The following is a 26,298-nucleotide window of genomic DNA, read 5'->3' on the forward strand; positions in this document are numbered from 1 at the left end:
CCGGATAGTGGTTGATTTCGACGCACAAGACGTTGAGCCGGTCAAACCCATGGCTTACACAGGGCCAAGCTACAACGATCAGACGCCGAATTGACGACGGGAGACGTAGAGCATGATGCCCAATGCGGCGAGGAGGCCAGGGAAACCATGATCACCCTGTTGTGTCTGTTCCTTCCTTTCATCGCTGCCATTGTCGCGCCCTTTGCCACGCGCCGGCTGGGGCATCAGGCGGCCTGGCTGCTGGCCGCGGCACCGGCCTTTGCCTTCGTCTATTTTACCGGATATCTGCCGGAAATTGCAGCCGGCGAAGTGGTGACCGGCGGTTTTGTCTGGGTGCCCAGCCTCAACCTGTCGTTTTCCTGGTTCATTGACGGTCTGTCGCTGACCTTTGCGCTGCTGATCACCGGCATCGGCACGCTGATCGTGCTTTATTCCGGCGGCTATATGAAGGGTCATCCGCAACAGGGGCGCTTCTTCTCGTTCATCCTTCTGTTCATGGGCTCGATGCTCGGCGTCGTGCTCTCCGACAGTTTCCTGATGCTGTTTGTCTATTGGGAACTCACCTCGATCACCTCCTTCCTGCTGATCGGCTTTGACCATGAGCGGGCAGCCGCCCGGCGCGCGGCATTGCAGGCGCTGGTGATTACCGGTGGCGGCGGGCTCTGCCTGCTCGCCGGATTGATCTTTCTCTGGAATATCAGCGGCGTGACGCAGCTGTCGCTTCTGGTGCATGCCGGCGATGTGGTGCGCCAGAGCCCCTTCTATCTGGCGGCGCTGCTGCTCGTGCTGGGTGGCTGCTTCACCAAGTCCGCGCAATTTCCCTTCCATGCCTGGCTTCCCAATGCCATGGAAGCACCGACACCGGTCTCCGCCTATCTGCATTCGGCCACCATGGTGAAAGCGGGCGTCTATCTTTTGATGCGGCTCAACCCGACGCTGGGCGATATGCCGGCCTGGGAAATCCTGCTGCCCTTCTTCGGCGGCGTGACGCTGATTGCCGGCACCTTCCTGTCGCTGCGCCAGACGGATCTGAAATTGATGCTGGCCTATACGACCATGGCCTCGCTCGGCCTTCTGGTCATGCTGACCGGCTTCGGCTCCGATCATGCCATTATCGCTGCCGTCCTCTATCTCGTGGCCCATTCGCTGTTTAAAGGCGCGCTGTTCATGGTCGCCGGCCTCATTGATCACGAAGCGGGCACGCGCGACGTGACGCGGCTTGGCGGCCTGATGCGGGCCATGCCGATCACCTTTGGCGCGGCCCTGCTTGCCGCTCTGTCCATGGGTGGCCTGCCGCTTTTCCTCGGCTTTCTGGCCAAGGAAGAGATCTATTATGCGCTGGAAGGCGGCAATCTGCGCGCCATCGTCTTTGCGCTCATCGCCGTCATCGGCAATGCGCTGATGTTTGCCATCGCCTTTGCCGTGGCGCTGAAGCCGTTCCTCGGCCCCAAGGTGGACACACCGAAACAGGCGCATGAAGGCCCGCTTCTATTGTGGATCGGCCCGGCGGTTCTTGCCGTTCTCGGCCTCTGCGGCGGCCTGTTTTCCGGCATTCTGCATCGCTTTGTCTCCACGCCCATGGCCAGTGCTGTGGAAGGCGTGCCGACGCAGGTTTCGATTTCCACCATCCCGCATATCGGTGTTCCGCTTCTCCTGTCGCTTGTCACCGTGGCGCTCGGCGTCCTCGTCTATCTGCAGCTGTCGCGCGCCCGCGCCCTGATGGTGCGCCTCATGGATGGCATCGGCCCCGGCCCGGACCGCGCCTTTGATGGCTTCATTGCCGGTCTGGTGCGTCTGTCGGTGCTGGTGACCCGGTTCGTCCAGCCCGGCCGGCTGGAAGTCTATCTCACGGCCACTTTCATCTTCCTGGCGCTGACGCTTCTGGTGCCGCCGATCCTCTATGGCGAGCTGCCCGCCGTGCCGCTCTTCCCCTCGGATGTGGCGCTGCATGAATGGGGCTTCTTTGCCATTGCGCTCATCGGTCTTGTAGCCGTGCTGATGGCCAGCAACCGCCTGACCGCGATTGTCTCGCTCGGCATTCAGGGCTTTGCCGTGGCGGTGATCTTCCTGCTGTTTGGCGCACCGGATCTGTCGTTCACGCAGTTCATGGTCGAAACCCTGTCGGTGGTCATTCTGGCGCTCGCCATGACACGGCTCAGCCTGTCGCCATCGGATCATCGGCCGATTGCGCACCGGCTTTTCGATGGCACGATTGCGCTTGCCTGCGGCCTGGGCTTTGCGCTTTTGCTGCTCAAATCCACCCAGAGCGTGTTTGATGACCGCCTGACGGATTTCTTCAACGCCTATTCGAAAATCATCGCCCACGGTGCCAATGTGGTGAATGTCATCATCGTCGATTTCCGCGGCGTGGATACGCTGGGCGAAATCGCCGTGGTGATGATCACCGGGCTTTCGATCCTGGCGCTGATCCGCATCCGCCCCGGCGGCGGGGCGACAAAACCGGCCGATAACAATCCCGATGCCAATGGGGGAGGGCGGCGATGAACACCCTGATTTTCCGCAGTGTTGCGCCGTTTCTCACGGCGCTGATGATCATGTTCTCGATCTTCGTCCTGTTACGCGGCCATAACGAACCGGGCGGCGGCTTTATCGGCGGGCTGATTGCCGCCTCCGCCTTTGCCATTTACGGCATTGCCTATGGCGTTGCCGCCGTGCGCCGTGCGCTGTGGTTCCACCCGATGTCGATTGCCGGTTCAGGCCTGCTTCTCGCCGCCCTGTCCGGCTTCGTGTCTATCCTCGCCGGCGTGCCCTTCATGACCGGCATCTGGATCTATCCGCGCCTGTTTGGCGTCGAGATACCGCTTGCCACCGTCATGTCCTTTGATATCGGCGTCTATCTCGTCGTCGTCGGCGCCATCACCTCGATTGCGCTTGCGCTCGAAGAAAAGGAGCGCGACTGATGGAAGCGGTTTTCTCCGTCCTGGTCGCCGCCTTTTTCTCAGCGGCCATCTATCTCATCCTCTCCAAACATTCGGTGCGCATGCTGCTGGGCATCGCCATTCTCGGCAATGCGGTCAATCTTTTGATCTTCACCGGTGGCCGGCTGACGCGCGAAGTGCCGCCGATCATCGGCGCGGGTCTCGACAGCCTGCCGGCCGGTGCCGCCAATCCGCTGCCGCAGGCGCTGATCCTGACGGCCATTGTCATCTCCTTCTCCTTCTTTGCCTTCCTGTTGACGCTGACCTACCGCGCCTATCAGGAGCTTGGCACCGACAATACCGATGAGATGCGGCTTGCCGAGCCGAAGGATGACCCCATGCCGCCGCTCGGCTACTGAAAGGGACGATCATGGCTACCCCATCCTCGACCCCCGTCGATCTGTCCGCCGCTTTCGTCATGGCCGCACCCACTGCCGGCGACTGGCTGGTCATCCTGCCGCCGGCGCTGATGATCACTGTCGGCGCCGTGCTGGTGATGGTCCGTCACCGCATTCGCCTGCATGCGCCGATTGCCATTGCAAGCCTTGGGTTTCTGGTCTTCCTCGACATGCTTCTGCTCTGGAAGGTTGCGGTGGAAGGTCCGGTCACCATGACCATGGGCCGCTGGCTGCCGCCCTTCGGCATTTCCTTCACGGTGGATGTGTTCGGCGCGCTTCTGGCGCTCGTCTCGGCCATTGCTGCTCTTGCAGCCGGCATTGCCGCCGCAAGCGATGTCAATGATAGCGGGCGCCGCTACGGCTTTTATCCCTTCCTGATGCTGTTGATGGCCGGCGTTTCGGGCGCCTTCCTGACCGGCGACATCTTCAACCTCTATGTCTGGTTCGAAGTGCTGCTGATCTCGTCCTTCGGCCTTCTGATCCTCGGCTCGGAGCGCCAGCAGATCGACGGCGCGCTGAAATACGGCATTCTCAACCTGCTCGGCACGACCTTCTTCCTCATCGCCGTCGCCTATCTCTATGCCATTTTCGGCACGCTCAACATGGCCGATATCGCCATGCGGGTCGGCAGCCTTCAGGGCGCGCCGCTGATGACGCTATCGGCGCTTTTCGTGCTGGCCTTTGCCATGAAGGCTGCGGCCTTCCCGGTCAATTTCTGGCTGCCGGCCTCCTATCACACGCCGCGCATCACCGTATCGGCCCTGTTTGGCGGGCTTTTGACCAAGGTTGGCATCTATGCGCTGATGCGCGTGATGATCATGCTGTTTCCGCTGCAACGCGAGGAATTGAGCCTCGTCATCGGCATTGTTGCGGTGCTGACCATGGTTCTGTCGGCCATCGGCATGCTTGCTCAGAATGATCTGCGCCGGCTGGTCGGCTATGCGGTGATTGCCGGCATTGGCAATATGCTGGCCGGCGTGGCGATCGGGTCGCTGGCCGGCGTTTCCGGCGCCATTTTCTATGCGCTGCATTCGATCATCGCCATGACGGCGCTTTATCTCGTCGTCGGTCGGGCGGCGGCGATCTCCGGCAGCTGGACGCTGGAGGGCGGCGGCGGCATCTACCGGCTTGCACCCGGCTTTGCCTTCTTGTCGCTTGCCATGCTGCTGGCCGTGGCCGGTCTACCGCCATTTTCCGGCCTCTGGCCGAAAATCATGCTGGTCAAGGCCTCGCTCGATATCGGCGCCTGGTGGCTGGCCGCCGGCATTCTTGTCTCCGGCTTCCTGTCGACGATTGCGCTTGGCCGGGTCTTCCTCTTTGCCTATTGGCGCCCGCAGGCCGCCCAGACGCCTGATGCACCGTACGGGCCTTCGGCCATGGACTGGCCAAGCCTTGGGCCGATCATCGGGCTGACGCTGCTGGTTACCGCCTTCGGCCTCTTCCCCGAAGGCGTCATCCGGCTGTCCGAGACAGCCGCCGCCGGCCTTCTCGACCCCAGCCGCTATATCGGCTCTGTCTTTGCGACGGGAGGTGCCCCATGACCGCCTTTTCCATGAATGTCCTGTTTGCCGTGATCTGGGTGGCGATCAGCGGCAGCGCGACCTTTCTCAATTTCGTCTTCGGCTTCTTCGTCTCGGCGCTTGCCATCGGGCTTGTGCGCGAACAGGCAGACGGGCTCAGCTACCTGAAGCGCATCGGCCGCATCGGTTCGTTGACGCTGCTGTTCTTCAAGGAACTGGCACTGTCGGCCTTCAAGGTCGCCGTGCTCGTTACGCGACCCAAATTGGACATCAAGCCCGGCATCTTCGCTTTTCCGCTGACCGTCGATCGTGATTTCGAAATCACACTTCTGGCCAATCTCATCACGCTGACGCCCGGCACGCTATCGGTGGATGTGTCGGACGATCGACGTTTCCTCTATGTCCACGCCATCGATTGCAGCGATATCGCGGCCACCAAGCGCGACATTGCCGATGGTTTTGAACGCAAGATCCTGGAGGCCTTCCGCTGATGACCGAACAGGCCATTCTTTCTGCGGCGATCTGGTTTGCGCTGGCGCTTCTGGTTGTGTCCTTCCTGCTCACCGTCTGCCGCGTCATCCTCGGCCCGACACTGGCCGACCGGGTGGTGGCGCTCGACATGCTGGTCGGCATTGCCATCGGCTTCATCGCGGTGATTGCGGTGAAGACCGGCTTCACGCTCTATATCGATGTGGCAATTGCGCTGGGGCTTGTCGGCTTCCTCGCCACCGTCGCCTTTGCCCGGTTCATCCTGTCGCGCGGCATGGTGAATGAGGAGGGCATTGCCGAAGACAAGCCGAAACTGGCCATGGCGCGCAGGAAGGTCGCTGCCGCCAAGACGGCAAAGCGCAAAGGAGCAAAATCATGAGCCTTGTGCTGACGCTTGCAACCGCCATCCTGATCGTGTCCGGCGCGGTCTCTGCGCTCATCGCTGCGATCGGTGTTCTGCGCCTTCCCGACATGTTCACCCGCATGCATGCGGCCTCCAAGGCGGGCACGGTGGGCTCCGGACTGCTGCTTCTGGCTGCCGGCCTCAATGCCGGCGATCTGTCGATTTTTGCCCGTTCCTTGGCCGGCTTCCTGTTCTTTATTCTGACGGCTCCCGTATCTGCGCATTTGCTTGCGAAAGCAGCTCATCAAGTAGGCTACCGCTTGCACGCCTCCTCTGTTGTTGATGAGCTAAAGCGCGATAGACCACTTGAATAACGGCGCATCTGCCACAAATACTTCGGGTGTCCGGTTACGGCAGAATTACGTTGAAAAACTCTAGCTCTTCAACGTGAAGTTACCCAAAGGCCGGTCTGGAACAAAGACGTGCAAATTGTATTTGGACTTTGTGCCGAAGGATGTTAATCGCAAACGAGTAGAGCGTTGATACTGATATTGGTTCGTAGCGCCTCTCAATCTCCGACTTCTCAATCTATGCAATGAGGATGCCGGCGTTTTGAGCCTGGCATGCGAGCATTTTGTATTTGTATCCGTCGTTGAAACTGGCTGGCTGCCGCATGGATCTAGGGGTGGATCCTTTTTCCTTTTCAAGGAAAACGGCGGCCTGAACAGTGCTTTTCGGCGTGCTCTGCTACGTGGCAGGACAGTTGCCTGGCCTGCCGAGCCAAGACAACAGGAGACCTGAAATGACTGAAATTGTATCGGGCAAGGCGCCCGATCTTCTTGTGGAACTGACCGCCGATATTGTCGCTGCCTATGTCAGCAACCATGTCGTGCCAGTGAGCGAACTTTCCCATCTGATTGCTGATATCCACGCCGCTCTCAGCAACACGACCTCGCCCGCGCCTGCACCTGCTGCGGTCGAAAAGCCCAAGCCGCCCGTGTCGATCCGGAAGTCCATCGAGGACGATTACCTGATCTGCCTTGAAGATGGCCAGAAGTTCAAGTCGCTCAAGCGCCACTTGATGACCCACTATAACATGACGCCGGAAGAGTATCGCGAGAAGTGGGGCCTGCCGTCCGACTATCCGATGGTCGCTCCGGCCTATGCCGAAGCACGGTCGCGTCTGGCCAAGGAAATGGGCCTCGGCCAGCGTCGCAAGCGGGCCAAGTAAGGCTCTTTTGCTCAAATGCCTCCGGGCATTTACCCCGCTCCGCCGGAGCTGATCAGGTTTCGATCCCTCCGGCGGTGCCCGCCTCGCTGCGTCGAGCGCGACCAACCTCTCTAGGCCTGTGGGCATGGGGCGAGGAAAATAATCCCAAAAATATCTGTGACTCACTCTGAAAATCGTGTTAAATCAACGCGAAGTTGATAATGCTCGGCTTTCTCCATCCCCGCATTTCCTCTAGGGTGTATGAATTAATTCCTATCACAGGAGTTGTTCATGTCTTTTGAGAAGCCTTACGACACCCCAACCCACCTGTTGGACAATACCGGCCCTGCCCAGAATGCCGAGGTGGAGCAGCCGGCGCCGGGCCTTGTCTCCCCCGCCAGCATGCCGCTGACACAGGCCTGCCGCGTCGTGCGCCATGTCGTTGCCGAACTCGTGATGATGACCAGCGACCGCGCAATGCTGCGGCGCGACCGTCGCCGCATGCTGTGCCATGTGCGTCAGATTGCCATGTATGTCTGCCATGTCTCGCTCAGCATTCCTTTGGGCGAGATCGGCCAGGCCTTCGGGCGTGATCGCACCACCGTCAGCCATGCCTGCCATGTGGTGGAGGATCGCCGCGACGACAGCGCCTATGACGAACTGATCTCCACCGTCGAGCGCATTGTCAGCGCCGTCTTCGCCCGCTCGGAGGTGCCGCGCTATGAATGAGGCGATCGACAGTTTCACGAGGGGCGAGCGCAAGGCGCTGGCCCGCCTGCTGCGCCTTCTGGCATGCGGCCCGGCGCCTCTCGACATCACCGATCCGCTCGTCATCCGCGCGCTGCGGCTCGGGCTCATCTCGGAGGCCCCGGAAGGATTTTCCGCCCGGCCGGAAGCCAGGGGCTTTTTACGCCGGCTGCTCTGCGACATGCCGGAGGATGCCTATGCCGAACAGCACCGCGAGATCGAGATCGATACCGTTGTTGTCGAGACCATTCGCCAGACGGTGCGTCGCAATCTGAACGAATCGCCGCTTGCCGGTCTTGCGCGGCTGAAAGACCGGCAGGGCACGGCCTTTCTCCCACGCGAGGCGGTGGAGGCCGGCGACCGGCTGGCCAGCGATTTCGAGCGCGGCCAGATGCAGCCGAGCATGACCGCCCGCTGGGAACCGCGCATCGACAGCGCAGCATCCGGCGCACGCGGCGGGCAGGCGGATTTGGCCGACAGCGCCCTGGCCGCCCGCAACCGTGTGGGCCAGGCGCTCGATGCCATGGGTCCGGAACTTTCCGGCGTGGCGCTCGATATCTGCTGCTTCGGCAAGGGGCTGGAACTGGTGGAGCGGGAAAGGGGCTGGCCGGTGCGCTCAGCCAAGTTGATGCTGCGCACGGCGCTTCTGGCGCTGGCCCGCCATTATGCGCCGCCGGCACCCCGGTCACGCAGCACGCATCGCTGGGGAGTGGAGGGCTATCGGCCGGAGCTATGATAAAGAAAGCGGGGTGAGGTTAAGGTCTTTCGCGCTTTTTCAGGGCTGGGCGCGGTAGTTGCGTCGGCATCTGCAATCGGCCCGAAGCGGACTTGGGCCAAATTTGCACTTGATTTTTGTGCGGTCTAACCTGTTGGAATCGCAGACATGAAAAGCGGTGCATAAACATTGATGTTTCAATCGGCAGGGCCTGGCGGGACCGTCGGGTTCCGACCCTTTCGAGACGTTGTCTCCGCGCTCGGGAGCTGGTAAAAGCTGCCGTCAGAAGGGGACGTCAGATGCTGCGTGGAATTACGGTATTAGTGCTATTGTTGGGCCTCCTTTTCTACTGCGCCAAAATAACCAACGACGAAATGGATCGGGTGAGCTGCGATTCGTCCTACCGTGGGCATCCACGCGAACTCGAACGTTGCAAGTCAAACACACCATAATAGGGCACGCGCTCGAACCCGCGAAGCGGTTTTCCACTCATACCGACACACACCCTATGCTGGATAAATCCTGTTATCTGATCGATTTCCGCAGTTGGCGCATACCCGCCACGGCAGCATTCGCTTCCAGCCGGAACATTCGCCTGTGACGGTTAGCGGCCTCGACGCAATGACTGCCGTGATTCCTTTGCAGAATCCGAAAAGCTCGGAGGCTTGTTTCTCACCCAGGTGACGAATGTCTGCACGGCAGGGTCTTCCACGATGGCTTCGATCGTGGAAAATTTCTTGGCGAGTTGGGCATCGGTAAAGATCGAATGTATCTGGTCGTGGCAGATACGGTGCAGGAGGACGGTTTTCTTTCCACCCTTGCTCTTGGGAACGAGATGATGCTCGTCTCTCTGATCCTCCGGGATGACGCGCTCGCATATCGGACAGAACACCGGCTCTGGCGCAGGCTCGTCCCATGAAGCGAGCTCATCTCTGTTCTTGCGGGCCAATGCTCGATCTTTCCTGGTCTAGTCCCCGGATGCTGTTCCCGAGGATAGGTGCTCGTTTCAATACGTGCACGCCAGTAGCACGAAACCATCAGAGCCCTATGGCTTCTTTTGGCACTTTCCAGCCGAAAGCGCGCTCAACACGAGCAGGTTTTCGCGGCCCGCGCTTCTTTCCGGGATAGACTGTCAGGCCGGCGCAAGCAGCTTTGCTTCATCGCGGATACGCTTGACCATCGAGCGCAGGCCGTTCGCCCGCTGCGACGAAAGGTTCTCCACCAGCCCGATACTGTCGAAGATCTGGATGACATCGGTTTCGGCAACCTGCGAGGCGTGCTTGCCCGAATAGGCGGCAAGCACGATGGCCACCAGCCCGCGCACGATATGCGCGTCGGAATCGCCCTCATAGGTCATCAGCGGATCGGCCTCGGCCCCGTGATGCGAAACGACCCAGACCTGACTTGCGCAGCCATTCACCTTGTTGTCTGCCGTCTTCTTCTCCTCGGCCAGATCCGGCAGCGCCTTGCCCAGTTCGATGACATAGCGATAGCGGTCTTCCCATTCCTCGAGATAGGCAAAATCCTCGATGATCTTGTCGATGCGCGTCATGTCGGCTCCTTGGCTTTCAGCGATCATATAAGGAGCCGCAGCGCCGGCGAAAACGAAAAAAAACGCCGCGAGAACAGGTTTCTCGCAGCGCCAGTCAAAGACCGTAAGGAGACAGGGTAGACAGGCAGCGGGATCAGCCGATGCAAGGGCGTGGATGGGGAGGCCTTCAGCGTTCAGGACGCTTCTGGGGCAGGGGAATGGTGCCGGTCGTCACGCCGTCGGCCTGAGAGGTGATGACGGGTGGCATCGGCTGGGTCGGGCTCGTATTGGCGCCAGGTTTTGCGCCCTCCTGGGCTGCGAGCTGCGTATCGAGGAACTGGTAGGCAACGCGGGCGCCTTCCTTGGCGCGGATGGCCAGCGCCGTGAAGGTTTCGCCGCCCTTTTCGCAGACCTCCGGCTTTTCCGTGCACAGTGCACTGACATAGCCATAGGCATCGGTGGCGGCGGAAATGGCATGCGACAGCTGTAGCTGGCTTGCCTGACTGTCAGACGGCGCTTCCGGGGCGCTGCTGAAGTAGGACAGCACCACCAGGCCCATCGTAAAGACCATGCTTGTCTTGATCAGAAACCACATTTGCGTTCACCTGCCTGGGGCTCATCGGCTGCCGGATCGTGTCCGGTCTTGGATTGCCCTGACCTTAAGCGTGATGCTGAAACGTCCTGTTGCGGTAAAAGCTGCACTTTTCATCAAATTTGTATCGCATTTTATCGATTGCTGTCCACAGGCCCGCAGCAAGTTGAATAGATGCAACTTTACCGGTTGTTGTTAAGCATAAATGTGGCAGCGAGCACCAAAAGCTGGGGATTTATCGGGGCCCACCCTGCCGCAAGTCTTAACGCAATAGCGAAAATTGAAATAAATCCGCTGCTTACGTCCCATTAACCACAAGCGCAGATGGTTCGTTCCGGGACAGCGAAAGCCTCGTTTTGGGCCTTTTCTGGGGGGCTTGGACCCCTGCCTTTTATAATTTCCTTAAGCGGCCCGGCCCTATGGTCGGGCATCGAGATTCGCGGTTAGGTATAAGAGTGCGCGCATTCAACGACATTGGCGGAAGGACGATCCAGATCATGGATCGCTTGGCGCTGCGCTGGCTCCGGCAGCTGGGCGGAGGTTATTCCGTGCGTGCTTCGGATGCGGCGGCCCTGCGTCTGCTGGGTCTTGCCTGCCTTGCCTGCCTTATCTGCCTGCCGGCACTGTCGGCTCTGGTGCTGAGCCCCGCACTGGCGCTGCCCGTCGGCGCCTCGCTGATGCTGGCAACCTTTCTCAGCCTGTCTGCCGCCGCCATTGCCCTGTCGCGTGGCACTGTTGCCGAACAGGTGCCGGAAGACAATGTCGATCACGCCTTTGATGTCTGCCCCGGTGTCGTCTTCCACTGCGATGTGCAGGGCGCCATCCTGAAATGCGGCGGCCGTGACCGCGCCCTGCTGCCGGCCATGCGTTTTGACCGCCCCGGCCTGTCGCTTGCCGAACTCGTGCATGTGTCCGATCGCATTGCTGTTGCCCAGGCGCTCGATGCGCTGCGCCAGGGCGCGACTTATGCGCTGGTGGATGTGCGCATCGAACGCGGCATGGATGCCGAGGGTGACCGCCAGTTTCTGACCGTACGCCTCGATCTTTCCCCGGTGACTGCCGAGGATGGCGACTTGCGCCAGATCTTCGTGCAGCTGCGCGATGTCACTGAAGAGGTGGGCCTGCGCGAGGAAATCCAGCTGCGCACCGCAGACGCCCAATCGGCCAATGATGCGAAGTCGCGGTTTCTGGCCGCCGTCAGCCATGAGCTGCGCACGCCGCTGAATGCCATTCTCGGCTTTTCCGATGTGCTGGCTGGCGAGTATTTCGGCGCGCTGGCCAATGATCGCCAGCGCGAATATGTCTCTCTCATCCGCCAGTCGGGCGGCCATCTTCTCTCGGTCGTCAACACCATGCTCGACATGAGCCGCATCGAATCGGGCCGTTACGAGCTTCTGACCGAGCATTTCCGCATTGCCGAAGCCGTGGAAACCTGCCGCGCCATGCTGGATCTCCAGGCCCGCAACAAGGGCGTGACGCTGACGGCGCGCGTGTCGCGCAGCCTTGGCGAAGTGGTGGCCGATCGCCGCGCCGTGCAGCAGATCCTCATCAATCTTGCCGGCAATGCCATCAAGTTCACCCAGTCGGGCGGCGTCGTCTCCATCGATGCCAGCCAGCAGGGCACTGATCTGAAGCTCACCGTCAGCGATACCGGCATCGGCATTGCGGCGGAAAAGATGGCGCTGATCGGCCAGCCCTTCATGCAGGTGCAGGATGATTACGCCCGCGCTTACGAAGGCACCGGTCTCGGCCTGTCGCTGGTCAAGGGCCTGGTTGCCCTTCACGGTGGAAACTTCACGATCGAAAGTCGCCTCGGTGAAGGAACCGTGGTAACCATTCTGATACCGGTTGAAGGACCGGGCGAGCGCGCTAGCGTGCATGATGCAGGCGATGCCATTGAATTCCCGCCGCGTTTGAGAACGGTCTCGGATGCGTGTGTAGCGAGTGGACAGGGATTGGCGCATGACCGCGCGAAAGCGAAAAGGGCCTGATCGCAGAAAGGTGCCGGTAAAGCCGCCGGGTCTTGTCTGGCGGGTATTTTCGGCGGCCGGCCGTCTGGCGATCCGCAATCCGCGCAGCCTTGGCGGAAGCCTTTGCCTTGCCGTGGCCTTCAGCTTCGTGGTTGCCAATGCCCTCTGGTACCAGCCAGGCGGCCACCCGTCGCCTTTCCTGCGTACCCGTGACCCGGAAGACCCGAACGCCATTGCCGGCTATCGCCCGGCCCGTCGCGCCGAGCCGGCGGAAATGACCACATTCCGCATCGAGCGGGCCGGCTCGGAACGCCCGGCCAGCGCGCCTTCGACAGTGACGGCGCCTGCCAATCCATTGGAAACCGCGCATCGTGCAGCGCCTGCGCCGGCTCAGCCTGCCATAATGGCGCCCGCAAGTTCCACCCCGGCTGGCGAGCCCGTATTGCCGCAGCAAACGGCTTCCATCCCGGTGACGAAGGTTGTGCCCATGCAGCGCCCGTCTGGCAATCTTGTCGCGGACGATCCGGTCGCCGCTGCCATTCGCGCCGCCGAAAAACAGCCGGTGCCCAAGCCGCCGGCCGATATTCCCGCCGCCGCCCGTGCGGCAAAGGCCGAAAAGCCGGATGCAGACAGCGTTCAGCCGACGAAGATTTCGGTCTCCACGGATGTCGATCTGGTGATGAAGATCCAGCGCGGTCTCGTCAACATCGCCTATACGGATGTGACGATCGATGGTGTGGCGGGGGCACAGACGCGCGCCGCCATCCGGCATTTTCAGAAACATTACCGTCTGGAAGAAACCGGCGAACCTTCCGAGATCGTCCTCAAGAAGCTGAAATCGATCGGCGCGCTCTGATTGCGCAGTTCTGCGGGCAAGCTCCTGCCCAGGTGAGGCGGCAGAGAGTCTCGGCTTCCGGCCTGTCTATTTCGGATGTTCCTGCGCAAAGATCAGCAATTGCCAGACAACCGGCCCAAGCACCGAATGCTGGTGATGAGCGGTCGGCACTGCCTGGCCCCGCGCCAGGACCAGTTCATCGCCGCAGGCCTTGCAGCGATAGATGCCGGCATTGACGGCGATCTGGCCCGGCAACCACTCCTTGTCGAATGCGCCGACATCGCTTTGTATGATGTGGTGAAGATATTTGTATTTCGCCATGGTCACTCCGCAGGTCCGCTGCATGATGCAATATGGCGCTATGATAACGCGACAAACGTTAGGAAAGTCGAACAGACATGCAGCAGCTTGTACCGATCGGGCACAAAAGCCGTGCCATGGCGGCATGCTGCGTCTTGCTATAGGACACTGTCATGCGCATCCGTTCAGACATTCTCGTTTCCGCCATGATCCGCCGCGTTTTCTCCGCCGGCGGTTTTGCCGCCGTCGAGCACAAGGGGGCCGACCAGGCCGGCGCGATTTTCATTCGACAACGCCACCGCGACGGGCTGGAGGATCTCTACGGGCCGGCCCCGCAGATGATGCTGGAAGAGGATGGCGAGCGGCGCTTCGAGCGCAGGCTTCAGCGCGCCGAGGCCTCGGCTGTCAATGAGACGATCGCCCGTGAGCGCCGTTTCGACAGCGATCTCTGGCTGATCGAACTGGAGGTCGAGGCGATCGGTGATCTGTTTGTCGTGGTCGAGACGAATTGACGGTCAGCGTCCGCGATTGCCGGCGCGTAGCAGAGAATGGCGCGGTGCTTCTGGCCGGCGTTCGACCTGCGGATCGGCATAGGTATAGCGGTCGGCGCGGCGCCAGGCTTCCACCCGCTGGCTGCAGTCGTCCTCGTCCAGCGACTGCCAGAGGATTTCGCTGCGTGTCGTATCGACAATCACCTCGCGCAGATGGCCGTAGAACCGTTCCAGGATGAACATAGCCTCATCGCGCGGCATGCCGATGCCCTTCAGCGTCGTGCCGAGCTGGTGGCCGGAAATATCGAGCATGATGCGTTCGGCAAGCCAGCGGCTGGCCGACAGCGTATCGGCAAGCGTAGTGGCAAAGGCGTCGGCCTCGCGGGCGCGGGCAAAGCGAACCAATAGCGCTTCCTGCACGGCGGTGACGGTGCGAAGGCCCAGACGGTCGCTGGAAAGCCGCGCCTGCATGGCGGCCATCTGTTTCAGCTGGCGGCGCAGTGCCTCCTCGCGATCAACCTCGGGTGAGGGAGCGCCAGAGGGAGCGTGATTGGTGGAGGCCTCGCTTGTCGAAACCGTGGGGGCAGGGGTGGCTTGCTGTGAAGCCGTGACGCGCGAGACGGCGGGCGGCAAAGGCTGGCGGCTTTGGCGCAGGCTGACCAGCGCATCGACCACCGCTACGGAAAGATTATCACGCCGCGCAATGGCGCGGGCATGGTCGGAGCCTTGGCTGCGGGCAATGGTCACCAGCGCATCATCATCCAGGCATTGGGAGGCCGACAGGAAGGGGGCGGAGATGGAAATGGGCTGGCTGGCGATGAAGAAGGCGACGGCTTGCGGCACGGTCGGGCTGCGCGACAAGGCAGCCACGGCCTGGCGGCGGGCTTCTTCGCTCGAAGCCTGAAACAGCGGCGTGAAAAGCTCTGCAAACTGTCGAAGTTCTGATTTGGTCGGGTGTTCGAGGTCCTCGAAACTCGTCACCGTGGCCATCAGAACCACATCCTTTCTGCGCATGCCCTGCGGCCTCTCAAGTTCACGAAAACGGTCCACGGTCATATCCACCGACGCATTACAAAAGATAGACATTCAAGCTTGCCCACGACGCATCATGCGCCGGGTCTTGTCCGTACGGACGAGGTGGAGGCCGGGCTGTGGCGCATTGCGTTGCGCAGATGACGTGCGGCGCGCATCGCCTTGACCCTTCTCTGACCGTGCCGGTCTGGCATGGTTAAGACATGGTAGGCATCACGAGGTTAATGGGCGGTGAAGAATGGCACAGATCCTCTCGTCGTCCCCAGAAGCTGTGTCAAACCGTTGCATGCTTAGGCGCTGAAAAACCCGTTTCGGGACGAAGCCGCATCCGCTGTCGCGCAAAATCGAGGCACGCGCTACGTGCTTTATTAGAATTAGTGAAATGTTAACGGGCCTGTGGCTGAATTCCACTCAGAAGGCATGATTCGTGTTTCCCGCTGGGGAGGCGCAAAGTCCAGGGGCACCGGTTCGAACCCGGCGCTGCTTGGCCGACAGAGGCGGCGATACCGCATTTTCGTCTCATGCCTTCAGGATTGTCGCTGGAGCCTTGGGGATCATGGGATCTCGGGCGCTGACGAGAAAGGCGCAGATGCCTCGTCGTTGAGGATGCGCCGGCCCTCGGTGAGGGCAGGGTGAGATCGGTCCGTCCTTCATCCGTCTCGAAACCTTTATGGAGACGAGCATGGCAGAGATCGTTGTAATGAAGAAATGGCGCGATGCGCATGCCGCCCGGCTGCCGATGCGCAGTGAAAAGCCGGTCCCGGCGCAGCTGGTGATGTTCACTGGCGTGCGCTATGAGCGGCTCGAGGATCTGACCCACCGCAAGATGGACGAGATTTCGCTGCGCTTCGACAAGCACTGAGGAAAGCAGGAGATCAGGGCAAAGGCAGCGCCGCACAGCTGGCGCCGGCCAGAAAGCCCGCGGCCATGGGCTTGTAGCTGGCCTTCGGCGCCATGGCCCGCAGAACCGCATAGCCCTGTGGCTGATGCGTTTCCACGATGATCGACTGCATCAGGCTGGCCGGGATCGCCTTGCGCAGTGCCGTTGCCTGCACCGGGGTCGCCACGATAATATCCAGCGCCCGACCCGCCGAGGTGCGGTCATTGATGCTGAAAGTTTCGTTGGAGGCATCGTCAAAACTGGCAAGCGACCAGAAGGGCACGCCATTTCCGGCAGAAAGCCGCACCGGCTGTTCGCTGAGATCAAAGGCGCAGACGGCGGTTTCCAGAAACGGATCCTCGCTCAATAGTCCCGCCGCATCGGCAGTCTTGCCCATCACATGGAACCGGAACGGCGCGCCTTCATCCAGCACGCGGTTATAGGCATCGTGCTGCGCAAAGGCAGGCAGCGACAAGATGATGACAAGATGCAGAAGACCGGCGCCGACAAGACCGGTGAGGGCGGCAAGCAGGACCTTAAACATGGGCACAGCCCTTGCGCTCCAGCCTGGGCATGGACAGATCGATAAGGCCCGAACTGCCGGCCGTCGGCGTGTCAAGCAGCGTCAGCACCAGCCGGAAGGGTTGCCCGCCTGCGACCGCCAGCCAGTTGCCGGGGCTTGCCGTGGGCGAAATGCTGATCTCGAAACTGCCATCGGCGCGGCGCAGAATGATCTGCGAATTGAGCGCCACCGGAAGATCGGGCGACAGGGTCGCTGACCGATCGGCCGGCCGGGCCAATGCACCCCCGACCCTGCCGATGGCACCCGGTTCGGCCGTATAGAGTGTCCAGGCGCGGGCCGGCGGCACTTGGCCGGACAGCACATAGGTGCAGCTGCCATTCAGGCTTTCGCCCCCATCATCCCGTTCGGCGGTAAAGCGCAGGCCCTCGGCACTGCCCAACAGCAATTGCCCGGCATTGGCGCGGTGCGCCTTGGCGTAAGGATCGGCCTCGATGGTCTGCGCCTGAGGAAAGGCCTGCCAGGCCCCGAGCTGAATGGCGCCAAAGCCGCTTGTGGCATCCAGCGCAATGAGGGTGGACCAGACACCGCCGCCAAACGCAATGAGGAGGCTCAAAGCCACGAGAAGGGGGAGGCGGAACAAGGATGCATCAACCTTTGCAAATCATGCCTCACGACTAGCATTGTTTCGCCCGCGCGAAAATGGCGAAGCGGCGATTTGGCAGATGGGGTGGATTGCAGTATATAGGAGTGAGGCGTTTCTATAGGAGCTTGCCATGTCCTCTACCGTTTCGGCGAATGTCGATGGCAAAACAGCCACGAAATTGAAGATGGTGGCATCACTGGAAAACCGGTCCGTTTCAAATGCGGTTTCCAGTGCAATCACCGTGTTTGTGGGACTTCCCAAGGGGGTGCGCGATTTTCTACTCGAACTTCACGCACAGAACGACCAGGAAACGATCGGCAGGCTTGGCCGCGAAATGATGGCGGCGGCGGCCAGGGTTCGTCTGGAAAAGGCAACCGCCGACCTTGCATCCGAACAGCGTTTCGGCGGCCCGGACATGGCCTCGAGCGAGATCGACCTGATGGAAGAAGCAACGCGTCTCAGCCGCGCCGCCGCACAGCGGTCTTAAGATATGGATCGTCCGGTCCGCGTGGTGCTCGATGTCAATATCTTCGTTGGCAATATCATTGCGCATGACCGTCGTCATATCGGAACCGCGACACAGACCCTCGTCTCCATGGTCAGCAGTCAGAAATGGGGGATGGCCGACAGCGCGCAACTGGTGATCTCGTTCGAGATGATCGAAACCCTCGAAACGGTTCTCCGCCGGCTGAAATTTGCGGAAGACCGAATCCTGGCCTATTCCGGCTCCTTGATCGACATCATGAAATACGGCCCAGACGGGCTCGATCCCTATCTCATCCTGGGCGGTGAAGAGCGCTTCGCGATGTCCGATATCGAGGATGTCGGCGTGTTGGCGACCGCCTTCGGTGCCAGAGCCGACATTCTTGTCACGGACAATTTGCGGGATTTCACCAGCAAGGATGCCTCTGTCATCGATACGCAAGTGGTGGAGACGCGGTCTGCCGGCAAGCGAACATTGCAGGCCCTGAGATATGAGATCGCACCGGCGGATCTGATTGTCGCCCACCCGTTCGATGTGATGCACTGGATGCGCCTGGGCTATGATTTTTCGCCGGGCAGTCTCTGGAGTACACTTCAGAGGCCGGGAAAAGAGCATGTGCCATGATGCCCGGCAGTGTCGTTTGGTCCCAGCCGTCTGGCGTGAGACAGCCCCTCACGGCTTGGCATTGACCGGCGTTGAACCGCGCAGGTCCGCTTCCGCCACCTTTTGCGTGATCGGGGCAAGCGGTGTGGCCTTCGACAGATCGCCGCCGATGCGCCGCAGGATGCGCGTGCTTTCCGCCGACAGCGAGCGGGGGCGGATCAGCGCCGGAAGCCCGGTTTCCGAGCCTTTGGCGGCAAGCGCCCGGCCATTGGCGTGGTTGCCGGTGGGCAGCGGATTGTCGATGCCGGGAATGGCTTTCAACTCTATGCCCTGATGGGCATAATCCATCAGCTTCTTGAAGGTCATGGCCGGCAGCGAGCCGCCGGTCATATTGTTCATCGAGGTGAAATCGTCGTTTCCGAACCAGACGGCTGTCGTGTAATTGCCGGTGAAGCCGATGAACCAGGCATCGCGATAGCTCTGCGAGGTGCCGGTCTTGCCGCCCGTCACGATGCCGCCATCAAGGGCCGCGCGCTTTGCAGTGCCGATGACCGGGATCTGCACCAGCATGCGGTTCATCGAGGCAGTGGCCTGTTGCGAGACAATGCGGGCCGGGGGTGGCATGTCGCGGGCAAAATCAAACAGCACGTCGCCATTGTAATCCAGGACCTGGGCAAGCCCGTGCCGCTGCGATTGCACGCCGCCGGCGGGCATGACCGCATAGGCCGTCGCCTGATCCATGACGGTGACTTCCGACGTGCCGAGCGGAATGGTCTTGTCGGAGCGCAGCGGCGTTTCCACACCCATCAGCTTGGCCGTCTCGACGATCTTGTCGGTGCCGAGTTCATCCTTGGCCAGCCTGACCGGCACGGTATTCAGCGATTGCGCCAGCGCCGACATCAGCGTTACCTTGCCCTTGTAGGAGCGGGCGTAATTTTGCGGCGACCAGCCGCGCCAGGTGATCGGCGCATCGGAAATCACCGATTCCGGCGTAAAGCCCTTTTCCATGGCCGCCGTATAGGTGAACAGTTTGAAGGAGGAACCCGGCTGGCGCAGCGCCTTGGTGGCGCGGTTGAACTGGCTTTCGCCATAATCGCGCCCGCCGACCATGGCGCGCACGGCACCACCCGTTTCGATCATCACCAGCGCGCCCTGCTTGACGCGGTAGCTTTCGCCATATTCGCGCAGCGAGCTTTCCATCGCCTCTTCGGCGGCCTGTTGCAGGCCCATGTCGATCGTGGTGCGCACGATCACCGAATGCTTGGTGAGCTTGCCGCTTTCGGCCAGTTTTTGCACTTCCTCGAAGGCCCAGTCGAGGAAATAATCGGGGGCGGTGGCATCCGCCCGGTCGATGACGCTGGCCGGATTGCGGCGCGCCGCCACCACCTGGCCCTCGGTCATCAGCCCGCCCTGCACGAGATTGGTCAAAACTTCGTTGGCACGGGCACGCGCCGACGGCAGGTTGACATGCGGGGCATATTTGGCCGGTGCCTTGAACAGGCCGGCGAGCATGGCGGCTTCGGCAAGGTTCACATCGGTAATGTTCTTGCCGAAGTAAAATTGTGCGGCCGCCGCTGCGCCAAACGTGCCGCCGCCCATATAGGCGCGGTCGAGATAGAGCGACAGGATCTCCTTCTTCGACAGATTGGCTTCCAGCCAGAGCGCGAGGAAGGCTTCCTTGATCTTGCGCTCGATGGAACGTTCATTGGTGAGGAAGAGGTTCTTGGCCAGCTGCTGCGTCAGCGTCGAGCCGCCCTGCACGACGCCACCGGCACGGGCATTCTCGCTCATGGCGCGGATCAGGCCCAGAAAATCAATGCCGAAATGCGAAAAGAACCGCCGGTCTTCGGTGGCAAGCACGGCTTTCACCAGATGATCGGGCAGCTGATCGACGGGCACCGAATCCTCGTGGATAATGCCGCGATGGCCGATCTCATTGCCGTAGCGATCCAGAAAGGTGACAGCGAAATCGCCGCGGGCGCGCCAATCCTCCTTGGTTTCCTCGAAGGCGGGAATGGCAAGCGCCAGAAGCAGCACGAAGCCGGCGGTGCCAAATGTCAGGCCCTCATCGGCAATCTCGACAACGAGACGCTTCCAGCCGCGCACGCGAAACCGGCGCGAGAAGATGCTGATCTCCTCCCAGATCTCCGAGAGCCTGAAGCCGAGGTTCCACAGGGTTGAATCCAGCCAGGCATCGGCGCGCAGGAGAAAATGGCGCCGGCGGCGACGCGGCGGCTCTTCGAGATTGCGATTGTCCTGTGGCCCTGCCATGAAGTTCGCTCGGTCCCTGCTCGGCCTGATGCACCAGCCGCTTGACGCCTGAAGCGCGAAGGACGAAAAGCCGGTACAATTCCATACGCCCGCAATGGCTGACAAATGGTTGACGGACAGGTGTTCATCGCCCGCCAAACTCCGCCATTGGGAATATGTTCAGTCCATGCTAAAAAAGACAAGATGCAAAATCCTTTCTGGAAAACCAAAAGCCTTGAAGAGTTAACCGGCGCGGAGTGGGAAAGCCTCTGCGACGGCTGCGGGCTCTGTTGTCTCAACAAGCTGGAAGATTGGGATACGGGCGAAGTGGCCTTCACCTCGGTCGCCTGCCGCCTGCTCGACGGGGAAAGCTGTCGCTGTTCCGACTACGAGAACCGCAAGGCCACCGTGCCCGAATGCATCCAGCTGACGGTGGAAAGCGTGCGCGAAATCCCCTGGCTGCCGCCCACCTGCGGCTATCGGCTGATCCGCGATGGCGAGGACCTTTACTGGTGGCATCCGCTGGTTTCCGGCGATCCCGAAACCGTGCACCAGGCGGGAATTTCGGCGAAAAACCGCACGATTTCCGAAGAGCATGTCGATATCGATGATTTCGAGGATTACCTGATCGACTGGCCGCTGCATGTGGGCGACCTTGCGCAGGAGCGCCGGTGAGGGATTTTTTGCGTCCTTGAGAAGACCCCATCTGGCTGCCGCACGGACCGGGGTTGAAACTGCATTGACCCCCCTCTGTCCTGCCGGACATCTCCCCCTCAAGGGGGGAGATCGACTCGCGGATACCGCTCGGTCTTACTTCTTTGCATAATCTCGATCGGGCGGTTGGACTATAAGCGGTTGCCGTTCTGCTGATCTCCCTCCTTGAGGGGGAGATGTCCGGCAGGACAGAGGGGGGTGCAGGATGCTCAACCCAGATACCCGGCAGGGCAGACGGAAATCCCCCCCATTCCCAATTGCCCTGCCGCACCCTATCTCTGGGCTCGACCAGAACCAGGCGGAGGAGACACAAGCATGGGCAAAAGGATCATTTTTACCGGCGGCAGCGGCAAGGCCGGGCGCCACGTCATTCCTTATCTGATCGGCAGGGGCCACCGGGTTCTCAATCTCGATCGCAACCCCTTTCCCGGCGGGGCGGTGGATACGCTGATCACCGATCTGACGGAGAGTGGCGAAGTGTTCAACGCGCTGTCGCAGCATTTCGGTTTCGATGGGCTGGAAACCGGCGACGGCCCGGCAAAGGTGGATGCGGTGGTGCATTTTGCCGCCGTGCCGCGCATTCTCATTCGCCCCGATAATGTGACTTTTGCCGAAAATGTCACCTCCACCTATCATGTCATCGAGGCGGCGCTGAAGCTTGGCATCAAGAAGGTCATCATTGCATCGAGCGAAACCACCTATGGCGTGTGCTTTGCCGAAGGGGATAAGGATTACCACCAATTTCCGCTGACCGAGGAGTATGATGTTGACCCGATGGACAGTTACGGTCTGTCCAAAGTGGTGAACGAAAAGACGGCGCGCGCCTTTGCCATGCGTTTTTCGGCCGATGTCTATGCACTGCGGATCGGCAATGTCGTTTCGCCGGAAGATTACGTCCATGTGCCGGCCTGGCTTGCCGATCCGCAAAGCCGCAAGCGCAATGCCTGGAGCTATATTGATGCGCGGGATTTGGGCCAGATCGTCGATCTCTGCGTGGAAAAGGACGGGCTCGGCTTTCAGGTGTTCAATGCGGTGAATGATACGATCACCGCCCGCGAGCCGACGCGCGAATTTCTGGCAAAACACGCCCCCGGCACACCGGTGACCGGCGAGATCGACGAATTCGGCGCGCCGATCAGCAACAAAAAGATCCGCGAGGTGCTGGGCTTTCGCGAGGCGCATGACTGGCGCCGTTATGTGAAGGATTGATGGGAGGGGGCTGCGGCGGCGTATCGGCAATTTGACGTCGCGCCTGTTTGCGATTAAACTTTCTGTATTACAAACACCAGGAAAAATCATGGCTAAACAGGAGCTTTCCGATCCGATCACCATGCGGCTGCCGAAGGATGTTCTCTCCGAGATCGAGCAGATTGCAACGATTTGCGATCGCAGCAGAAGCTGGGTCTTCGTACGGGCCCTGAAAACCTATCTCGCGGCGGAAGGCCGCGAGATGATCGAGTTGCATCAGGCCCGGCGGGATATCGAAAACGGATTGGGACATGATCTTGATGACGTGATTGCGGAAGTGGACGCGATCACAAAGGGAGAGGCTGCTTGAAGGTCACTCTGTCGCCCAAGGCAAAATGACCCGCAGTATTCCTTTATCGACCCCCCTCTGTCCTGCCGGACATCTCCCCCTCAAGGGGGGAGATCAGCAGAACGGCAACCGCTTATATTCCCGACCCTCTGATCCAGGTTCGACAAAGAAGTAAGGGCGAGAGGTGTCCGCTGGTCGATCTCCCCCCTTGAGGGGGAGATGCCTGGCAAGGCAGAGGGGGGTAAGTGCAACAAAGGCGCGAGACCCGCCTCCTTCGTTGGCCCTCACTTCCCCATGTTCGCGCAAGGACGCGCCGCTAGCCTTATCCGATGAACAGGATCCGCCAGTTTCCCATTTTAGGCGCCGCCCTTGCCCAGGGGCTGGCGGCCATCGTGTCGCTCGGGCTTGCGGTAATCCTTGCCGGACGCATGCCGCCCTTGGCGCTGGTATTTGTCGTTCTGGCCGTGCAGGTGGGCCTTGCCATGGCCGTGACCTGGCGGCTGAGGCTTCCCGTCTGGTGGCTGTGGATTGCCGCGCTGTTTCCGCTGGCGCTGGCGCTGGTGCTCAATCTCGGCAGCCTGCCGGCCTGGCCCTTTGGGCTTGCCTTTCTGATGATCTATCTGTTCTTTTCCAATACGGCGCGCGAGCGGGTGCCGCTCTACCTCAGCAACCGGCAGACGGCAGAAACGATGCTGGGCCTGATGCGCGAGCGAAAGGCGAAAACCTTCATCGATCTCGGCTGCGGCTTTGGCGGCGTGGTGCGCGCGGTGGCCGGAGAAGACCGGCAGGCATACGGCGTCGAAACCGCGCCGATGACCTTTCTCATTGCCTGGCTATTGTCGCGGCTGGCACGGCGCGGCACGATTATGCGCCAGGATATCTGGGCGACCGATCTGTCGCGCATGGACGTGACCTATGCCTTCCTGTCGCCGGAGCCGATGGCGCAGCTTTACGCCAAGGCCAAGGCCGAAATGGCGCCCGGCAGCCTGCTCGTTTCCAACAGTTTTGCCGTGCCGGATGTCGAGCCCAGCGAAATCTGGGAGCTTTCCGACCGGCGAAAGACGCAGCTTTTCCTTTATGCCATGACCGGCCCTTGATCTTCTGATGATGGGAAACGGCCTGCAAACATGCCGGCGTGCAATCGCTGTGGCAACCGAAGGCTGCTGCTGATACCGCCTGCGGTAATCGCAGGTTATTGCATCAAAAAATAGAAAATCCTCTTTGTAATCAGTGTATTGCTATAATTACTTATATATTATATCTAAATTTACCTTGCCATTGCAACCTTGGGAGGTCCAATGGAGATACTGCAATGCGTTTTTCGGATCTGTCCATATCAACCCGTCTCAGTATCTGTGCGCTGGTTCCATTGGCAGCCGTCGTGGCGCTCGCCTGGCATCTCATGATCGATGAATATGCCTCCTACAAGGCATCCGCCCGCATAGCCGAGGCAAGCCATGACATCGAGTTGATCAGCCATGTGGTGCAAAGGTTGCAGGTGGAACGCGGCCAGACGGCGGGTTTCCTGAGTTCCAAGGGCAGTGCCAACCGCCAGGAGCTGGGCAGCGCGCGCGCAGAGACCGACAAACAGATTCTGCAGCTGGATGAGGCACTCGTCAATGCCGCAATCCTTGGCGTTGCGCCGCAGGCGCTGGCGAAGGTGACCGACCGGTTGCCGGGCTTGTCTGCTCTGCGCAGCGGCATCGACCAACTGACGACCACGCCGCCGCAATCATTTGCCTTCTATACTGGGCTGGTGGGGGACCTGCTGGACGTGACGCGCACGCTCTCGCTATCGGGACTGGATGAAACCGTCGGTGCGCGCCTGCAGGCCTATGTGAACCTTGGGCTTGCCAAGGAACTGGCCGGTCAGGAGCGCGGCATGGGCAATGGCTTTATCACGTCGGGCCGCATTCCCCCGGACCTCTACATGAATTTTGCCCGCTATTCCGGGGCCGGCGATATCCTGATCAAGGAATTTGCCAAGCTGGACCCGACGCTTGCCGCAACCAAGCTGCAATCCTTCGCGGCCAGCCCGGAGCAGGCGCAGATCGAGGAGTTTCGCCGCAAGATGCTGACGGCTGGCGGCGAGGCCTCGCTTGCCGGCCTGGACGCCAGGGACTGGTTCGGCAAGACCACGGCGCGCATCAATATTCTCTACGAAGCAGAGCTTGCCGAACTGGCGCAGATCCGTGCCGCATCGCAAGCCATGGCTGCCAAGGACGCACGCGAACTGCTGATTGCCGGCGCGATTGCGGCTACATCCGTAGGCCTCACGCTGTTTCTCGGCTTTCTGACATTGATGACGGTGGTGCGTCCCCTGCGCGCCATGGTGACTGTCGTTGAAGAGCATGGGCGCGGAGAGGCGGGTGCAACCATGGTGGTATCGCAGGCGCGCGACGAGATCGGCCGGCTTGGCCGCGCCATTCTGCTGTGCATGGAAAATCACGCCCGAAGCGCCCGTGACGATGCCGAGGAGCGCCAGCGCCAGGCCGAGCTTCGCCTGCGCGATACGCAAGCGCATCGCATGAAGGAGGCCGAACGGGCGCGCGCCGTGGAGTATGCGGTTCATGCGCTGGGCGATGGCCTGACGCAGCTTTCCGCCGGTAACCTGACCTACCAGATTGCTGATGCGTTTACCGGCGATCTCGAACCGCTGCGGCTGGCCTTCAACCGTTCGGTGGTCGAGCTCAAATCCACGATGCAAGGGGTCTCTGCAACGGTGGTGACCCTGACGCATGGCGTATCGGAACTGCGCGCCGGCGCAAACGACCTGGCCGAGCGGACGCAGCGCCAGGCCGCCTCGCTGGAAGAGGCCTCCGCAGCGCTGAGCGAGGTGACCTCGACCCTGGAGGAAACCAGCAATCGCATGCGCACGGTGAGCGGCGTGACGAATGGCGCGCGCAAAAGTGCCGAAACCTCGGCGAAGATCACGCAGGAAACCGTTGGCGCCATGGAACGCATCGAAGCCTCCTCCGGCCAGATCGGCCAGATTACCGAAGTGATTGACGGGATTGCCTTCCAGACCAATCTTCTGGCGCTCAATGCCGGTGTGGAAGCGGCGCGTGCCGGCGAGGCCGGCAAGGGCTTTGCGGTAGTTGCCCAGGAAGTGCGCGAACTGGCGCAGCGTTCGGCCAAGGCTGCCAAGGAAATCAAACAGCTGATCCAGGCTTCGGCGCAGGCGGTGCAGAGCGGTGTGGAACTGGTGCAGAATTCCGGCCGCCACATGGTGGAGATCAGAGATCACATCCTGACGATTGACCGGGAAATCAGCACGATTACCGAAGGTGCGCGTCAGCAATCGACGGCCATTGCCGAAATCTCATCGGCTGTGAACAATATGGACCAGATGACGCAGCGCAATGCCGCCATGGTCGAGGAAAGCAATGCGGCCACGCAGGCCATCGAGCAGGAAGGCCAGCAATTGTTCGACAAGATCAGCCGCTTCCGGCTGGAGGATGGGGCAGGCCGGCAGGATTTACGGGCTCGCCGGGTTGCAGCCTGACGCAAAGCTTTTCCTTTATGCCATGACCGGCCCTTGACCTTCCCATG

Annotated in this window: 29 protein-coding genes; 21 read left to right on the forward strand and 8 right to left on the reverse strand. The window is 60.9% G+C overall.

The window, feature by feature from the left end:
• Positions 1-147 precede the first annotated feature (147 nt).
• From E8M77_RS18235 to E8M77_RS18280, 10 genes are all read left to right on the forward strand, one after another.
• Positions 148-2,505, forward strand: coding sequence for a putative monovalent cation/H+ antiporter subunit A (locus E8M77_RS18235; RefSeq protein ID WP_137132059.1), 2,358 nt, complete (start codon positions 148-150; stop codon positions 2,503-2,505).
• A complete protein-coding gene (locus E8M77_RS18240; RefSeq protein ID WP_137132060.1) occupies positions 2,502-2,921 on the forward strand; it encodes a Na+/H+ antiporter subunit B in 420 nt (139 codons plus the stop codon). The genes E8M77_RS18235 and E8M77_RS18240 overlap by 4 nt, the downstream gene beginning before the upstream one ends.
• Positions 2,921-3,298, forward strand: a complete 378-nt coding sequence (locus E8M77_RS18245) for a Na+/H+ antiporter subunit C (protein WP_137132061.1) — start codon at positions 2,921-2,923, stop codon at positions 3,296-3,298. Before E8M77_RS18240 ends, E8M77_RS18245 begins: the two co-directional genes overlap by 1 nt.
• A gap of 11 nt (positions 3,299-3,309) precedes the next feature.
• Positions 3,310-4,878 carry a Na+/H+ antiporter subunit D gene (locus E8M77_RS18250; protein ID WP_137132062.1) on the forward strand — a complete coding sequence of 523 codons (1,569 nt, stop codon included), beginning with the start codon at positions 3,310-3,312 and terminating at the stop codon, positions 4,876-4,878.
• Entirely contained in the window at positions 4,875-5,348 is a 474-nt protein-coding gene (locus E8M77_RS18255) for a Na+/H+ antiporter subunit E (protein ID WP_137132063.1), read from the forward strand. Before E8M77_RS18250 ends, E8M77_RS18255 begins: the two co-directional genes overlap by 4 nt.
• Positions 5,348-5,725: a cation:proton antiporter gene (locus E8M77_RS18260; protein WP_137132064.1), complete on the forward strand. Its 378-nt coding sequence runs from the start codon at positions 5,348-5,350 to the stop codon at positions 5,723-5,725. The genes E8M77_RS18255 and E8M77_RS18260 overlap by 1 nt, the downstream gene beginning before the upstream one ends.
• Positions 5,722-6,063 carry a monovalent cation/H(+) antiporter subunit G gene (mnhG, locus tag E8M77_RS18265; RefSeq protein ID WP_137132065.1) on the forward strand — a complete coding sequence of 114 codons (342 nt, stop codon included), beginning with the start codon at positions 5,722-5,724 and terminating at the stop codon, positions 6,061-6,063. Before E8M77_RS18260 ends, mnhG begins: the two co-directional genes overlap by 4 nt.
• 428 nt (positions 6,064-6,491) lie before the next feature.
• Complete coding sequence (locus E8M77_RS18270; protein WP_137132066.1) at positions 6,492-6,920, forward strand: MucR family transcriptional regulator; 429 nt, start codon at positions 6,492-6,494, stop codon at positions 6,918-6,920.
• Between the two features lie 270 nt (positions 6,921-7,190).
• Positions 7,191-7,628, forward strand: a complete 438-nt coding sequence (locus E8M77_RS18275) for a helix-turn-helix domain-containing protein (RefSeq protein WP_246659314.1) — start codon at positions 7,191-7,193, stop codon at positions 7,626-7,628.
• Complete coding sequence (locus E8M77_RS18280; RefSeq protein WP_137132067.1) at positions 7,621-8,382, forward strand: DUF6456 domain-containing protein; 762 nt, start codon at positions 7,621-7,623, stop codon at positions 8,380-8,382. Before E8M77_RS18275 ends, E8M77_RS18280 begins: the two co-directional genes overlap by 8 nt.
• A gap of 583 nt (positions 8,383-8,965) precedes the next feature.
• On the opposite strand, the gene E8M77_RS18285 is transcribed toward E8M77_RS18280, so the two are convergent.
• From E8M77_RS18285 to E8M77_RS18295, 3 genes are all read right to left on the reverse strand, one after another.
• Positions 8,966-9,310 (reverse strand): HNH endonuclease, encoded by a 345-nt coding sequence (locus E8M77_RS18285; RefSeq protein WP_137132068.1) that lies wholly within the window; start codon positions 9,308-9,310, stop codon positions 8,966-8,968.
• A 183-nt stretch (positions 9,311-9,493) separates the two neighbouring features.
• The gene (locus E8M77_RS18290) at positions 9,494-9,913 is read right to left on the reverse strand and encodes a SufE family protein (protein ID WP_137132069.1); all 420 of its coding nucleotides are present in this window, start codon (positions 9,911-9,913) and stop codon (positions 9,494-9,496) included.
• A 166-nt stretch (positions 9,914-10,079) separates the two neighbouring features.
• The gene (locus E8M77_RS18295; RefSeq protein WP_137132070.1) at positions 10,080-10,487 is read right to left on the reverse strand and encodes a DUF5330 domain-containing protein; all 408 of its coding nucleotides are present in this window, start codon (positions 10,485-10,487) and stop codon (positions 10,080-10,082) included.
• 494 nt (positions 10,488-10,981) lie between these two features.
• On the opposite strand from E8M77_RS18295, the gene E8M77_RS18300 reads away from it, so the two are divergent.
• Both E8M77_RS18300 and E8M77_RS18305 read left to right on the forward strand, forming a co-directional pair.
• Positions 10,982-12,475, forward strand: a complete 1,494-nt coding sequence (locus E8M77_RS18300; RefSeq protein WP_137132071.1) for a HAMP domain-containing sensor histidine kinase — start codon at positions 10,982-10,984, stop codon at positions 12,473-12,475.
• On the forward strand, positions 12,447-13,310 hold the full coding sequence (locus tag E8M77_RS18305) for a peptidoglycan-binding domain-containing protein (RefSeq protein WP_137132072.1): 864 nt from the start codon (positions 12,447-12,449) through the stop codon (positions 13,308-13,310). The genes E8M77_RS18300 and E8M77_RS18305 overlap by 29 nt, the downstream gene beginning before the upstream one ends.
• A 66-nt stretch (positions 13,311-13,376) precedes the next feature.
• Here E8M77_RS18305 and E8M77_RS18310 read toward each other — a convergent pair whose 3' ends face one another.
• Entirely contained in the window at positions 13,377-13,610 is a 234-nt protein-coding gene (locus tag E8M77_RS18310; protein WP_137132073.1) for a hypothetical protein, read from the reverse strand.
• Between the two features lie 152 nt (positions 13,611-13,762).
• Here E8M77_RS18310 and E8M77_RS18315 point away from each other — a divergent pair, with 152 nt between their 5' ends.
• Positions 13,763-14,101: a DUF1491 family protein gene (locus E8M77_RS18315; RefSeq protein WP_137132074.1), complete on the forward strand. Its 339-nt coding sequence runs from the start codon at positions 13,763-13,765 to the stop codon at positions 14,099-14,101.
• Positions 14,102-14,104: 3 nt separating this feature from the next.
• On the opposite strand, the gene E8M77_RS18320 is transcribed toward E8M77_RS18315, so the two are convergent.
• Entirely contained in the window at positions 14,105-15,094 is a 990-nt protein-coding gene (locus tag E8M77_RS18320) for a DUF2336 domain-containing protein (protein WP_246659315.1), read from the reverse strand.
• 700 nt (positions 15,095-15,794) lie between these two features.
• Here E8M77_RS18320 and E8M77_RS18325 point away from each other — a divergent pair.
• Positions 15,795-15,974: a hypothetical protein gene (locus tag E8M77_RS18325; RefSeq protein ID WP_137132075.1), complete on the forward strand. Its 180-nt coding sequence runs from the start codon at positions 15,795-15,797 to the stop codon at positions 15,972-15,974.
• Between the two features lie 13 nt (positions 15,975-15,987).
• Here the strand turns inward: E8M77_RS18325 and E8M77_RS18330 are convergent, their stop codons facing one another.
• The gene (locus E8M77_RS18330; RefSeq protein WP_137132076.1) at positions 15,988-16,536 is read right to left on the reverse strand and encodes a DUF1254 domain-containing protein; all 549 of its coding nucleotides are present in this window, start codon (positions 16,534-16,536) and stop codon (positions 15,988-15,990) included.
• Positions 16,529-17,155, reverse strand: coding sequence for a DUF1214 domain-containing protein (locus tag E8M77_RS18335; RefSeq protein WP_137132077.1), 627 nt, complete (start codon positions 17,153-17,155; stop codon positions 16,529-16,531). The genes E8M77_RS18330 and E8M77_RS18335 overlap by 8 nt, the downstream gene beginning before the upstream one ends.
• Before the next feature lie 133 nt (positions 17,156-17,288).
• On the opposite strand from E8M77_RS18335, the gene E8M77_RS18340 reads away from it, so the two are divergent.
• Both E8M77_RS18340 and E8M77_RS18345 read left to right on the forward strand, forming a co-directional pair.
• The gene (locus E8M77_RS18340) at positions 17,289-17,645 is read left to right on the forward strand and encodes a hypothetical protein (RefSeq protein WP_137132078.1); all 357 of its coding nucleotides are present in this window, start codon (positions 17,289-17,291) and stop codon (positions 17,643-17,645) included.
• A 3-nt stretch (positions 17,646-17,648) separates the two neighbouring features.
• Positions 17,649-18,266, forward strand: coding sequence for a PIN domain-containing protein (locus E8M77_RS18345; RefSeq protein ID WP_137132079.1), 618 nt, complete (start codon positions 17,649-17,651; stop codon positions 18,264-18,266).
• A 48-nt stretch (positions 18,267-18,314) separates the two neighbouring features.
• On the opposite strand, the gene E8M77_RS18350 is transcribed toward E8M77_RS18345, so the two are convergent.
• Positions 18,315-20,516 (reverse strand): transglycosylase domain-containing protein, encoded by a 2,202-nt coding sequence (locus E8M77_RS18350; protein ID WP_137132080.1) that lies wholly within the window; start codon positions 20,514-20,516, stop codon positions 18,315-18,317.
• Between the two features lie 183 nt (positions 20,517-20,699).
• On the opposite strand from E8M77_RS18350, the gene E8M77_RS18355 reads away from it, so the two are divergent.
• The 5 genes from E8M77_RS18355 (at position 20,700) to E8M77_RS18380 (ending at position 26,251) form a co-directional block, all read left to right on the forward strand.
• Positions 20,700-21,170: a YcgN family cysteine cluster protein gene (locus E8M77_RS18355; protein ID WP_137132081.1), complete on the forward strand. Its 471-nt coding sequence runs from the start codon at positions 20,700-20,702 to the stop codon at positions 21,168-21,170.
• 354 nt (positions 21,171-21,524) lie between these two features.
• Complete coding sequence (locus E8M77_RS18360) at positions 21,525-22,418, forward strand: NAD(P)-dependent oxidoreductase (RefSeq protein ID WP_137132082.1); 894 nt, start codon at positions 21,525-21,527, stop codon at positions 22,416-22,418.
• A gap of 88 nt (positions 22,419-22,506) precedes the next feature.
• Positions 22,507-22,767, forward strand: a complete 261-nt coding sequence (locus E8M77_RS18365) for a ribbon-helix-helix protein, CopG family (protein ID WP_137132083.1) — start codon at positions 22,507-22,509, stop codon at positions 22,765-22,767.
• Between the two features lie 308 nt (positions 22,768-23,075).
• Positions 23,076-23,843, forward strand: coding sequence for a hypothetical protein (locus E8M77_RS18375; protein ID WP_137132084.1), 768 nt, complete (start codon positions 23,076-23,078; stop codon positions 23,841-23,843).
• Between the two features lie 215 nt (positions 23,844-24,058).
• The gene (locus E8M77_RS18380) at positions 24,059-26,251 is read left to right on the forward strand and encodes a methyl-accepting chemotaxis protein (RefSeq protein WP_137132085.1); all 2,193 of its coding nucleotides are present in this window, start codon (positions 24,059-24,061) and stop codon (positions 26,249-26,251) included.
• The last annotated feature ends 47 nt before the right edge of the window (positions 26,252-26,298 follow it).

The organism is Rhizobium sp. FY34, assembly GCF_005222845.1.
Classification (GTDB): domain Bacteria; phylum Pseudomonadota; class Alphaproteobacteria; order Rhizobiales; family Rhizobiaceae; genus Neorhizobium.

What these genes read in the sequence shown, in the direction of transcription:
- E8M77_RS18235 (WP_137132059.1), top strand. Translation starts at nt 148, where the DNA reads ATGATCACCCTGTTGTGTCTGTTCCTTCCTTTCATCGCTGCCATTGTC.
- E8M77_RS18240 (WP_137132060.1), top strand. Translation starts at nt 2,502, where the DNA reads ATGAACACCCTGATTTTCCGCAGTGTTGCGCCGTTTCTCACGGCGCTG.
- E8M77_RS18245 (WP_137132061.1), top strand. Translation starts at nt 2,921, where the DNA reads ATGGAAGCGGTTTTCTCCGTCCTGGTCGCCGCCTTTTTCTCAGCGGCC.
- E8M77_RS18250 (WP_137132062.1), top strand. Translation starts at nt 3,310, where the DNA reads ATGGCTACCCCATCCTCGACCCCCGTCGATCTGTCCGCCGCTTTCGTC.
- E8M77_RS18255 (WP_137132063.1), top strand. Translation starts at nt 4,875, where the DNA reads ATGACCGCCTTTTCCATGAATGTCCTGTTTGCCGTGATCTGGGTGGCG.
- E8M77_RS18260 (WP_137132064.1), top strand. Translation starts at nt 5,348, where the DNA reads ATGACCGAACAGGCCATTCTTTCTGCGGCGATCTGGTTTGCGCTGGCG.
- mnhG (WP_137132065.1), top strand. Translation starts at nt 5,722, where the DNA reads ATGAGCCTTGTGCTGACGCTTGCAACCGCCATCCTGATCGTGTCCGGC.
- E8M77_RS18270 (WP_137132066.1), top strand. Translation starts at nt 6,492, where the DNA reads ATGACTGAAATTGTATCGGGCAAGGCGCCCGATCTTCTTGTGGAACTG.
- E8M77_RS18275 (WP_246659314.1), top strand. Translation starts at nt 7,191, where the DNA reads ATGTCTTTTGAGAAGCCTTACGACACCCCAACCCACCTGTTGGACAAT.
- E8M77_RS18280 (WP_137132067.1), top strand. Translation starts at nt 7,621, where the DNA reads ATGAATGAGGCGATCGACAGTTTCACGAGGGGCGAGCGCAAGGCGCTG.
- E8M77_RS18290 (WP_137132069.1), bottom strand. Translation starts at nt 9,913, where the DNA reads ATGACGCGCATCGACAAGATCATCGAGGATTTTGCCTATCTCGAGGAA.
- E8M77_RS18295 (WP_137132070.1), bottom strand. Translation starts at nt 10,487, where the DNA reads ATGTGGTTTCTGATCAAGACAAGCATGGTCTTTACGATGGGCCTGGTG.
- E8M77_RS18300 (WP_137132071.1), top strand. Translation starts at nt 10,982, where the DNA reads ATGGATCGCTTGGCGCTGCGCTGGCTCCGGCAGCTGGGCGGAGGTTAT.
- E8M77_RS18305 (WP_137132072.1), top strand. Translation starts at nt 12,447, where the DNA reads ATGACCGCGCGAAAGCGAAAAGGGCCTGATCGCAGAAAGGTGCCGGTA.
- E8M77_RS18310 (WP_137132073.1), bottom strand. Translation starts at nt 13,610, where the DNA reads ATGGCGAAATACAAATATCTTCACCACATCATACAAAGCGATGTCGGC.
- E8M77_RS18315 (WP_137132074.1), top strand. Translation starts at nt 13,763, where the DNA reads ATGCGCATCCGTTCAGACATTCTCGTTTCCGCCATGATCCGCCGCGTT.
- E8M77_RS18320 (WP_246659315.1), bottom strand. Translation starts at nt 15,094, where the DNA reads ATGCGCAGAAAGGATGTGGTTCTGATGGCCACGGTGACGAGTTTCGAG.
- E8M77_RS18325 (WP_137132075.1), top strand. Translation starts at nt 15,795, where the DNA reads ATGGCAGAGATCGTTGTAATGAAGAAATGGCGCGATGCGCATGCCGCC.
- E8M77_RS18330 (WP_137132076.1), bottom strand. Translation starts at nt 16,536, where the DNA reads ATGTTTAAGGTCCTGCTTGCCGCCCTCACCGGTCTTGTCGGCGCCGGT.
- E8M77_RS18340 (WP_137132078.1), top strand. Translation starts at nt 17,289, where the DNA reads ATGTCCTCTACCGTTTCGGCGAATGTCGATGGCAAAACAGCCACGAAA.
- E8M77_RS18345 (WP_137132079.1), top strand. Translation starts at nt 17,649, where the DNA reads ATGGATCGTCCGGTCCGCGTGGTGCTCGATGTCAATATCTTCGTTGGC.
- E8M77_RS18350 (WP_137132080.1), bottom strand. Translation starts at nt 20,516, where the DNA reads ATGGCAGGGCCACAGGACAATCGCAATCTCGAAGAGCCGCCGCGTCGC.
- E8M77_RS18355 (WP_137132081.1), top strand. Translation starts at nt 20,700, where the DNA reads ATGCAAAATCCTTTCTGGAAAACCAAAAGCCTTGAAGAGTTAACCGGC.
- E8M77_RS18360 (WP_137132082.1), top strand. Translation starts at nt 21,525, where the DNA reads ATGGGCAAAAGGATCATTTTTACCGGCGGCAGCGGCAAGGCCGGGCGC.
- E8M77_RS18365 (WP_137132083.1), top strand. Translation starts at nt 22,507, where the DNA reads ATGGCTAAACAGGAGCTTTCCGATCCGATCACCATGCGGCTGCCGAAG.
- E8M77_RS18375 (WP_137132084.1), top strand. Translation starts at nt 23,076, where the DNA reads ATGAACAGGATCCGCCAGTTTCCCATTTTAGGCGCCGCCCTTGCCCAG.
- E8M77_RS18380 (WP_137132085.1), top strand. Translation starts at nt 24,059, where the DNA reads ATGCGTTTTTCGGATCTGTCCATATCAACCCGTCTCAGTATCTGTGCG.